Raw genomic sequence first — 10,925 nt, forward strand, 5'->3', positions numbered from 1 at the left:
AATTGTCCAAACTACCAAATATTTATATGAACCTAACACCAGACAGCAAAGTATTAATCCAAGGCTTTTCGGAATTTATTACAGCAACTCATATTGCTCAAATGAAAGCTTATGGTACAAATTTAGTTGCTGGTGTCAATCCTGGATGTGGTGGACAGCAACGCTACAATCTGCCAGTGTTCGATTTGGTGGAAGAAGTGGTGGCGAAATTTGGCACAATTGACACAACAATTATCTGCGTACACCCATACCAAGTTTTAGATGCAGCATTAGAAGCGATCGCCTGTAATATTAGCCAGATTATCATCATGACTGGTGGCGTACCACCCTTGGATATGGTGAAATTATTGCGGAAAGCTGAAGCCGGTGAAACCTTGATCGTCGGTCCCAATAGTCCGGGAATTATCGTACCAGGAAAAATTCTCTTAGGTAGTCAACCCAGCGAATTATATACACCTGGATCTGTAGGGATTGTTAGCCGTAGTAGTACTCTAACTTATGAAGTTGCTTGGGAATTAACCAAAGCTGGTTTAGGGCAATCAATTAGTGTCAGTATTGGTAGTGATGCGATCGTTGGTTCATCGTTTTTGCAATGGTTGCAAATTCTCGATGAAGATGAAACTACCGAAGCGATCGTTTTAGTCGGTCAACCCGGCGGTGATAGTGAAGAAGCCGCAGCGCGATATATTACTGAAGCAATTGATAAACCAGTAATTGCCTATATTGCCGGTAGACACGCACCATTAGCTAAAAATTGGCGACAAAGTGGAACTTTAGCCACAGTTATCGGACGTGACCCTAATTTTGGCACAGCCCAAAGTAAATTAGCTGCTTTTAAAGAAGCTAAAATTCCAGTGGCTGAACGTCCTTCTCTAATTCCAGAATTAGTGAAAAAGGGAATTAAATTAGTTGAAAAAAGTCACTAATTTGTTTGTTAAACTCGATACTGCAATATTAACTTGTCCCAATGTCATTGCGAGGAGGAACGACGTAAAGCCTTCGGCATAGCTAGAGCCTCCGGCACGCTAACGCGAACGCTTACCGCGTAGCGTGTCGCCTTGCGACTCAGCAATCGCATAGGTTTTTTGTTAGTTGGAGATTTTGCGATTGCTTCACTCCACTATGGCTAACGCCACGCTACGCGAACGTTTCGTTCGCAATGACGTGCAAAAAAGTGAGATGCTCCCCCTTCGTTGCTTCCTTTTGTCCCAATTCTCAAAGGTGGAGAAGACGAGTCTACAATTAGAGAAGCCTTACAAATTTTACGTGCCGATGAACAGTTAAACCAACTGGAAACGGTGTTAGCATTTTTTGCTACCTTTGTACTAGAGACGGCGTTAGTTCAAGATATAATGAGGTGGGATATGGCTGTGTTACATGAGTCGCCTTGGTATCAGGAAATATTACGTGAGGGTGAAGCACGCGGTGAAGCACGTGGTGAAGCACGCGGTGAAGCACGTGGTGAAACACGCGGACAACGACAAGGAATAACTTTTAGCATTGAAACTAGCTTAGAAGCCAAATTTGGTAGCGATGGTTTGGAATTGATGCCGCAAATTGTCGAAATATCGGATTTAGAACGTTTAAAAATGATTTTACGGGCAATTATCACAGCAAATACAGTTGCAGAATTGCGACGACTGCTGTAATTTTGCTGAAACGAACCGCCAAGACGCAAAGAACGCCAAGGTAAGAGGGTTTACAGCAGTTTTCATCTATTTGAACCACATCTGTCGTAGGGGCGCAAGGCCTTGCGCCCCTACCGTGTGGTCTATTTACCTGAAAATAGCTGTAATAGGCTTCGCCGTGAGCGTCAGCCGAACGGTTTTTTACATCAGCCAGTAGATTGGGTTGAAGCTTTGTGAAACCCAACGGTGGTAGGATGTTCTTACTTTTCGCGTGATGTGAAAAAGAACCTCCGGCGGGTTATTGCGACGGGTGCAAAATATAGAAAGGACTAAAGTCCTGACTACAAACTTTTCATATTTACATACTTTCTTTGTAGATTTCTAACAATTTAGGAATGTAATCATATCCATCTACACCAATAATCGCAATCATTTTCGGGCGATGTTGTTGTAATAAAGTTTGGAAAGCTTCTGCTCCCATTTGTCCTTGTAAAATTGTGAGTAAACCTGCTGATTGTCGCCATTCATTAGAAGCAATTTGCTCTAACAAATACATTCCTAAGCCACCTGTATAAATCGCTTTTTCGGAATTTTGTAAATTATAATAAGCTTCCGATAAATAAGCTAAGTTGCGCCCTTGAAGATATAAGTCTCCAGCAACTTGGGCTGTTTTAAAAGCATTTTCTAAATAGGGAATTGCCGCTTCTGATTGACCTATCACTAAATAAGCAATACCTAAGCTACTAAAACATAAAGCTTTACTTTGAATATCTCCTAATTGTTCTGATAACTTTAATCCTTGTTCTAAATAGTTAATAGCTGATTCATATACTTCTGTTTCTACTTGTTCCAGCTTTTGCGCCTGCATGACTTCGCTGTAACCTAAGTTTACCAGGGCATTGGCTTCGGCTGTGCGTTCTCCAGCTTGGCGACTCAGCATTAATGCCCGTTGACTATTATTTATTGCCTCAGTATAATTTTTTTCTTGTACATAGGTACGGCTGAGGTGGTTGAGATTGGCAAGTTCACAGGGGCGATCGCCTGCGTTTCTCGCTATCTCCAAAGCTTGCTGATGAAAATGAATTGAACGCTGATATTGTCCTAATGCACGCTGTGAATAGCCTAACAGTGTCAGGATTCTGGCTTTTTCTTGGGTTCCCTCAACTCTTCGCAATGGTTCATCAAGATAATCTAAAGCATCCCGTAAAGAGTTGCCGGCAAAAGATGCGAAAATACCACCATAAAGGGGAAAATATGGTCGTTGGGCAAAGGTGCGTAAAATCTGGAGCATAATTTGAGAACAGCCATTACTGTATGCGGCTCTACTTTGAAAACCACTGGCTAACTGACTCCAAATTACTGCAAAGGTCAAGAATGTGGAAATTGACATTTTTGACCCGGCTTGGACGTTGTAGGCTTGTTGGTCGAACCAGTTGACTAAACCCCGTTGCAGGTATTGTAAAATTAATGCTACTTCTACCCAATCACTGAGACTAATACTGCTTTGTTTTTCGGCAAATTCAATGGCTGATTCTCCCATTGCTAAGGCGCGAAGTAGGGATTGGGGGACATGACTTTTAACTTGTTTTGCCCAAGTTGCCCAGGGACCACTTTCGCCGGGAACACCACCAAAACCCAATTGTTGATTTTTTTCATACATCCAGCTTACCAAGTGGTCTTGCAGTCCTTGCCAAGTGCTTAAACCACGGGTAATTCCCTGGGATATTTCCTGTAAATCACCATCTACTTGAGCAAATTGTTGTAAACCTTTGGCTAACTGTTGTAGTTGTTGTGTATTTGGCGGTTGCTTTTGATTGGGGTCGATAACTCGTAAAAATATAGTCAGTCGTTCATCTTTAGCAGCTGTAGTAATTTCTCTAACTGCTGAGGCGATCGCTTCTGTAGCTTGATTTTGCTGAGAATATCTCTGCCATTGGCTTTGAATGGTCTTAAGCGCTCTTAATTTCCGGTTGGCTTTGGCTTGCTTGAGTTCATCGGTTTCACCATCCACTTGGCTTTGAATGCTACTGAGGCGATCGCTCAAAACTAATTCAAAGACTTCCCCCGTCCCTGAAATTATATTTTTTTGCAGCATTTGATACACCATCTCTACAGAGCTAATTTTGCCCTTGAGGGTGGATTCAATAATTTCATCAATAAAAGTAAGATAGCGGTCGCGGATTGGCAAAGATTCAGACACTTTAACTGCTGGGGAACGTCAATTTCTATTTTAGGACATTAGTTATTAGTTAGAAGTTACCCTCTTCTCCCCCCTGCCCCTGCCCCCTGCCCCAATACAGTTCAGCATTTCTTCCTTCTCATTCTTCACTTGGTGTCCTTGGCGTACTTGGCGGTTCGTTAAAAAAAATGACCTAAACGAAGAGTTTGAATCTTAACTGAACCGTATTGCCCCCTGCCCCCCTGCCTCTTTCTGGCTCACCTCACCAACTGAGCGGCGGAATTGAAAAACTGACGATACAATCCTCTCGTGATTAATATAGTTGTGAGCAAGTTGGAAGCCGCAACCATGAAAATAATCACAATTTCGTAGGAAATAGCATCAATTGGTCTGATTCCGGCGATTAACTGACCTGTGGTGATTCCGGGAATAGCTACCATACCCACAAGCATCATTTGATTGAGAGTCGGGAGAAATGCGGCTCTAATGGCTTCTTTGCGGTACTGACTGACTGCTTGCTGAGGAGTTGCACCTAAACTTAAGTGTGTTTCTATTTCCACAGATTGGGCATTCATCGTACTGACAAGACGTTCCCCAGCGATCGCAGCTGCATTCATGGCATTACCTAATACTATCCCGGTTAGAGGAATTACGTAACGGGGTTCGTACCATCTCTCCGGTTGAATAATTAAAAAATTAGTATAAATAACTGTCACAGCAGTACTAATTAAAATTGCTCCCCATACCAAGGGTAAAACTTGGGGAATTTTGGGACTGATCCGATTTTTGGCAAGAATCGCTACAACCGTCAAAATTACTGCTAAAATCGCCAACACTCCCCAAACATTGTTTAAAGCAAAAATGAAGTCTAAAACGTATCCTAATACGAGTAGTTGTAAGATGGTTCTGCCTGTAGCGATCGCTAAGTTTAATTCTAGTCCTAATTTTTCCCAGGCAGATAAACCAATGGCGATCGCCATCAATCCCACAGCAATAGCTAAATCAACAAAATCCAGCTTGATTAAATCCTGCATCAATTCTCCATTTCCTGCTCACAAAAAAATATGAAAATATTTCTTCTCACTCCCTAATTCCAGTTTTGGGGATCAAACAACTTGGAACTTTAATTCCCAGTATAGAATCATGGGTGATATGTATCGCATTTTCTACCAACCAATGGTATCCTTAACCATAAAATAATTACAGTAAAAACCCAATTTTGATGCATATTCGGGGCGACAGTCTTTGCAAAGCTTTTTGATCAAAATTCTCATAGCAAAAATTGGCAGTCGCAGTGCATCCTTTGTATCTTCAGATAAAATAAAAACTCATGATCCAAAGTGTAAATTCTATTCCTGCCTTTGATATTAAGCAACAATACGCCACTATTGAAGCAGAAGTGAGCGCAGCCGTTTTAGAAGTTTTGGCTTCTGGGCGTTATATTGGCGGCCCTTTAGTGGAAAGCTTTGAGCAACAGTTTGCTACCTATCACGATGTAAATTATTGTATAGGCTGTAACTCTGGGACTGATGCACTGTACCTAGCTTTACGGGCGTTAGAAATTGGTCAAGGTGATGAAGTTATTACCACACCTTTCACCTTTGTGGCTACAGCCGAAGTGATTAGTGCTGTGGGTGCAAAACCAATTTTTGTTGATATTGACACCGATACTTTTAATATTGATTTGCAGCAAGTAGCCGCAGCCATTACCCCTAAAACCAAAGCGATTATCCCGGTTCACTTATTTGGGCAACCTGTGGATATGACAGCACTAATGGCGATCGCACAGGCGCATAATTTAGCAGTGATTGAAGATTGCGCTCAAGCTACAGGTGCAAGTTGGAACAATCAAAAAGTCGGCAGTATCGGACATATTGGTTGCTTTAGTTTCTACCCTACCAAGAATTTAGGCGGTTGTGGCGATGGTGGAGCGATTACCACTAATGATCCTGAATTGGCGGCAAAAATGCGCGTACTCAAGGAACATGGACAGAAAAACCGCTATTATTACGAAGAAGTTGGTGTAAATAGTCGCTTGGATAGTCTGCAAGCCGCTATTCTGCAAATTAAACTGCGTTATCTGGATATTTGGAATAATCAACGACGTGCGATCGCAGCTTATTATCAGCAGTTTCTGTGTCAAATTCCCGGTATTGTTGCACCAAAAGAATTAGCTGGTGGGATGAGTGTCTGGAATCAATATACCATTCGCGTATTAACTGAGGGACGAAATGGTGCTAGTGCTACTCACCGAGAGTCTGTACGCAGTCAACTGCAAGAACAGGGAGTAAGTTCAATGGTGTACTATCCCCAGCCCTTACATTTGCAGCCCGTTTATCAAAGTTTAGGTTATCAGCCAGGACAATTACCAGTAGCCGAGTTAGCTTGTCACGAGGTTCTCTCTTTGCCCATGTTCCCAGAACTGACGCATGAACAGCAAGATCAGGTAATTTATGCTTTGAAAGATAGTTTGGGTTAAGAAATTAGGGAGTTGTGGGAAATAATCAATGCTCAATTTGTAATGGATTGACATAGCTAAAATAGGGCATTATGTTTTTCTTGTGGAACAGGCATACTTCGACAAGCTCAGTACAAGTCTTGCCTGTTCTGGGCGGGCTAGAAGCCCACCCCACAATATTGATGTTGATGCACCAAATTAGTTGTTTCAATCCACTACAGTTTTTGAGTGGGGAATTGATTTTTTAGTGTTCCCTAAACGATCGCTCGGCTGTTAGCAATAGCCAAAGCTTCCACTAAGCCACGCACAGCAGCAATCATGGCTACTTCACTGTTGAGTTGATTAATCGCCGAACCAACACCAACGCCAGCTGCACCAGAGGCGATCGCTAAAGGTGCGGTGACGCTAGAAATACCAGAAGCACACAGTACAGGTACAGAAACCACACGAGCAATTTCATAAGCTGCTGCTAAGGTGGGAGCTGCTTTTTCAATTAATCCCAAGCTTCCAGAGTGTACTGGCTGGCTGCTTGTACCGCCTTCGGTTTGAATAATATCTGCGCCAGCTTTTACCAATTCCTCGGCTAATTGTACCTGTTGGTCTAATTCCAGGATGTGGGGAACAGTCACAGATAAGGTAATTTCTGGCAGCAAGGCGCGGGTTTGGTGAGTTAGGGCTAAAACTTCCTCAGCTTCAAATTTGCGTCCTTGAGCGTAAAAACAATCAAAGTTACCGATTTCAATTAAATCAGCACCAGCGTTGACAGCTTGGACAAACTTTTCTGGTTCGACTGCTGATACACAAACTGGTAAATTAATCAACTTTTTCGCCATCTGCACTAAAGCAGCATCGGCGGCGATATCGACAAAGGTAGCACCACCAAGTTCAGCAGCTTTGATTGTAGCAGCTACGCGATCGCGATCAAAATTGTTCAAGCCGCTAATCACTTTCAGAACGCTACGTTCAGCAAAGGCACGTTGGAGAGTAGAATGTATTGTCATAGTTTTTCTGTTGACGGTAAGAAATAAGACCTATTCTACCGTCCCTGGGTTGGTGGAAATCGTAGACGCGCAAAAATCACGACAATATCTCCCTGTTGTAACCTTCAATCTGTGATTCCAAGTCACAATCCTCACATTCAATCCAATTATGCCTCTTGACTGATAACTGATAACTGGTAACTGATAACTGGTATCCTGGGGAATAATAAATATTGGAGCATAGTTAAGAGGTTAATTATTTATATGTTTTCTGAAGAATTATTTACAATTTCATCAGAGGAAAAATTCCTTTCACCTCTCATCCGCCGACCGCGTAAAGGAGTAATTATTGGTGCAGGTCAGGTGGGGATGGCTTGTGCTTATTCAATGCTCATCCAAAATAATTTAGATGAATTGGTAATCGTTGATATCAATGAACGCAAATTAGAAGGGGAAGTCATGGATTTAAATCATGGACTACCCTTTGTTGAACCAACATTAGTTAGGGCTGGGACTTTAGCTGATGGGGAAAATGCAGATATTGTGATTATTACTGTTGGAGCCAACCAGAAACCAGGAGAAAGCCGTTTAGATTTAGCAAGTAGAAATATAGAAATTTTTCAAACCTTAATTCCTGAAGTTGTTAAATTTTGTTCAACAGCGATTTTTCTAATTATTACCAATCCAGTAGACATCATGACTTATGCCTGTCTCAAATATTCTGGGTTGCCTAGTTCTAGTGTGATTGGTTCGGGAACAGTCCTAGATACTGCACGTTTTCGTTATTTATTATCTGAACACTACCAAGTTGATCCGCGTAGTTTACACGCCTACATTATTGGAGAACATGGTGATAGTGAAGTTCCTGTTTGGAGCAAGCTGAATATAGCTGGAATGCATCTTATAAGTGAACAGTTGGAAGAAGGAAAAGAGATAGATCCGCAATTACAAGAAATTTCTGAACAAGTGAAGAACGCTGCATACGAAATTATCCAGCGTAAAGGAGCAACTTCCTATGCAATTGGTTTGGGAGTATCCCAAATTGCCCAGGCAATTTTACGCAATCAAAGCCGAGTTTTAACTGTCAGCACCCTGATCAATAATATTCATGGTATTAAAGATGTATGTTTAAGTCTACCTGCCGTAATTAACCGTCAGGGCGTAATGAGGGTTTTGAATTTCTCGTTGAATCAAACTGAATTACAACAGTTACAAAATTCTAGTCAAACTCTCCGCCAGACTATTGAGAATCTGAATATTTAACTTAGGGCTGAATTTCTTTGATCCTCTCCAGTTGGTACTCGATCAATAAAATTGCTGCACTATCATTTATTTATAAGCTGTTGTGCAGCATCAAAATCTGGAAAGCCCATACTTGAGATTATTTATTAATTATCTATCTTTGAAATTTATGTTTGAAAAAGTTTTAATTTGCACAGATTTTTCTGACGGCTTGCATCGTCTATCACAGTTTGTTGGCAGTCTGAAACTAGCAGGAATCAAGCAAATTGTTTTTCTACACGTTGTGCCGTTGTGGGAAAGAGGCATTATTCCCAAAGTGGATAGTGAAAAAATTGAACAAGCTCAAACTAGATTGGCAAAAGCTCTTGAGCAAAGTCCGACTGACGTAGAAGTAAAAATAGAAGTGCAATCAGGCAAGCCAGTTGAGACAATCTTGAAAGTAGCCGAAGCCTATAAATCTAGTTTGATTATACTTGGTTCTCCAACTCGCAGCATCCTGACGGAAAAACTAGTGGGTAGTACGATGGCTGACTTATCCCACCAAACCAAGATTCCTCTGTTAGTAGTGCGTCCTCAGTTATTCTCAGCCTTTACTTCCGAAGAATTAACACTGCGTTGCCAACATCTTTTTGGCTCTTTGCTAATTCCTTATAACGATGGTAAAGTTTCGCATTACCTGTTGCAACAAATTAAACAGTTAGCGCAAAAACAGTCTGATAGATATCTCCAACAGTGTCAGCTTTGCTGGGTGTTAGAGAATAAAACTTCCAAACAAAAACCCTTGAAAGTTCTACCACAGGAGGCTCATGAAATCCTGTCTGGAATTAAAGCTGAGTTGGAGGAGGTGAATTTACAAGTAGAGACAGAAGTCAGGGAAGGAAACTCTGTCAGCCAGGTGTTAGAGACAGCTGTCATGGCTGATATTAGCGCGATCGCAGTATCTTCAGGAACAATAGGTAAACTCCAAGAATGGTTAATTTCCAGTTTTGCGGCAGAAGTATTACGTCAAAGCTGGTATCCTGTCCTGTTTTTCCCATTCCCAGATTAATTAGTCAAAATAATTCGTAATTGATAATAGAGCCTCCGGCACGCTACGCGAACGTAATTCGTAGTTAGTAGGGTGCGTTATGGACTAGCGTCCATAACGCACCCTACGAGGTTTAAGCCAATGTGGGTAATATTTATTTTTCGACTTGTGTGTACACGGTAGCCCCCTGCCTCTTCCCCCTCTGCTTCTTTAACCATTCCCTCTTATGATGAAAATATAAGAAAATATCAAGTCGCCAGAATCTCACGGCAAAACATGGGTAGTATTTGGGAAATCGATTTTTACTCTCGTCCAATTTTGGATGAAAAGCAGAAAAAAGTTTGGGAAGTCTTAGTTTGCGAAAGTCCTTCGGATATTCGCACAAAACCGGAATCTTTGTTTCGTTATGCACAGTATTGCCCCAGTACGCAAGTAAATTCGGGTTGGTTGCGGAGGGCGTTACAGGAAGCCATCGAAAAGGCAGGGGAAGCACCAATCCGAATCCGCTTCTTCCGCCGTCAAATGAGCAATATGATTACTAAAGCTTGCGAGGATGTGGGTATCCCCGCTCAACCTAGCCGCCGGATTTTAGTTCTCAATCAATGGCTTAGACAGCGCATGGAGGAAGTTTATCCTCAAGAACCAGGGTATCAAGGCGGGACTAATCCCTCAGTGCGCTTAGACAGCCCTTTACCCCAACGTTTACCAGACGCTTTGGAAGGTAAGCAGTGGGCATTTGTCAGTTTACAAGCTGCGGAATTTGATGAAATGTCAGAATGGGATATTGGTTTTGGTGAAGCTTTTCCCCTAAAATTAGCTAATGTGTCTCCTGAAACTCGTATTCCTGGTGTGTTAATTTTCTCACCCAGAGCCTTACCCATCGCCGGGTGGCTTTCGGGTTTGGAGTTGGCTTGCTTGAACTTTGATACTAAACAAGGGGAGAGATTAGTTTTAGAAACGGGTGCTACTGAAAGTTGGATTTTGGCTAATATCAAAAATCCTCAAACTTTAGCCGAGGCCAAAGGTTATGAACAAGCCAAAGAAAAAGCCAATGGAGTCCATTTTATTGGTGTCCAGTCTGATCCCCAAGCAGAATCTTTCACCGGATTTTGGCTGTTACAAAATTTAAATCTTGGGTAATTAGCAGGACTGATGGTTGACTAGAAGAGGCAGGGGAGCAGGGAGCAAGGGAGCAAGGGAGAAGGATTTTTAATTCCCCTGCCAACAGGGATACAAGCCCCTGCATTTATGTATGCCAAACATAAAAATATTTATTTCAAGACGCGCAAGTGCGAAAAATAATGCGTCCTTTTCCCAAGCCCCTGTATTTATGCATGGGATTCTCCCCCCTACACCCTACCGTGTACACACAAGTCTTATCAAGTTGCCTAACAGCGTTTCGATCCCCCCT

8 protein-coding genes and 1 pseudogene are annotated in these 10,925 nt (G+C 42.0%); 6 read left to right on the forward strand and 3 right to left on the reverse strand.

The window, feature by feature from the left end:
- Positions 1-26 precede the first annotated feature (26 nt).
- Positions 27-926: a succinate--CoA ligase subunit alpha gene (locus tag ACM0OW_RS18340; protein WP_414551585.1), complete on the forward strand. Its 900-nt coding sequence runs from the start codon at positions 27-29 to the stop codon at positions 924-926.
- Between the two features lie 261 nt (positions 927-1,187).
- Positions 1,188-1,649 (forward strand): annotated as a pseudogene (locus ACM0OW_RS18345) (transposase); the annotation flags it as partial.
- 337 nt (positions 1,650-1,986) lie between these two features.
- On the opposite strand, the gene ACM0OW_RS18350 reads toward ACM0OW_RS18345, so the two are convergent.
- Positions 1,987-3,828 carry a tetratricopeptide repeat protein gene (locus tag ACM0OW_RS18350; protein WP_414551586.1) on the reverse strand — a complete coding sequence of 614 codons (1,842 nt, stop codon included), beginning with the start codon at positions 3,826-3,828 and terminating at the stop codon, positions 1,987-1,989.
- A 236-nt stretch (positions 3,829-4,064) separates the two neighbouring features.
- The gene (locus ACM0OW_RS18355) at positions 4,065-4,841 is read right to left on the reverse strand and encodes an ABC transporter permease (protein ID WP_414551587.1); all 777 of its coding nucleotides are present in this window, start codon (positions 4,839-4,841) and stop codon (positions 4,065-4,067) included.
- 296 nt (positions 4,842-5,137) lie between these two features.
- Between ACM0OW_RS18355 and ACM0OW_RS18360 the strand changes: the two genes are divergently transcribed.
- Positions 5,138-6,286, forward strand: coding sequence for a DegT/DnrJ/EryC1/StrS family aminotransferase (locus tag ACM0OW_RS18360; protein WP_414551588.1), 1,149 nt, complete (start codon positions 5,138-5,140; stop codon positions 6,284-6,286).
- Between the two features lie 233 nt (positions 6,287-6,519).
- Here ACM0OW_RS18360 and ACM0OW_RS18365 read toward each other — a convergent pair whose 3' ends face one another.
- Complete coding sequence (locus tag ACM0OW_RS18365; protein ID WP_414551589.1) at positions 6,520-7,266, reverse strand: DUF561 domain-containing protein; 747 nt, start codon at positions 7,264-7,266, stop codon at positions 6,520-6,522.
- 243 nt (positions 7,267-7,509) lie between these two features.
- Between ACM0OW_RS18365 and ACM0OW_RS18370 the strand changes: the two genes are divergently transcribed.
- The 3 genes from ACM0OW_RS18370 to ACM0OW_RS18380 all read left to right on the forward strand — a co-directional run bounded on the left by ACM0OW_RS18370 (position 7,510) and on the right by ACM0OW_RS18380 (position 10,654).
- Entirely contained in the window at positions 7,510-8,508 is a 999-nt protein-coding gene (locus ACM0OW_RS18370; RefSeq protein ID WP_414551590.1) for an L-lactate dehydrogenase, read from the forward strand.
- A gap of 148 nt (positions 8,509-8,656) precedes the next feature.
- On the forward strand, positions 8,657-9,535 hold the full coding sequence (locus ACM0OW_RS18375) for a universal stress protein (protein ID WP_414551591.1): 879 nt from the start codon (positions 8,657-8,659) through the stop codon (positions 9,533-9,535).
- Between the two features lie 255 nt (positions 9,536-9,790).
- Complete coding sequence (locus ACM0OW_RS18380; RefSeq protein WP_414551592.1) at positions 9,791-10,654, forward strand: Tab2/Atab2 family RNA-binding protein; 864 nt, start codon at positions 9,791-9,793, stop codon at positions 10,652-10,654.
- The last annotated feature ends 271 nt before the right edge of the window (positions 10,655-10,925 follow it).

Origin of the sequence: Anabaena sp. CCY 0017, from assembly GCF_963920885.1 — a bacterium.
GTDB lineage: Bacteria > Cyanobacteriota > Cyanobacteriia > Cyanobacteriales > Nostocaceae > Nodularia.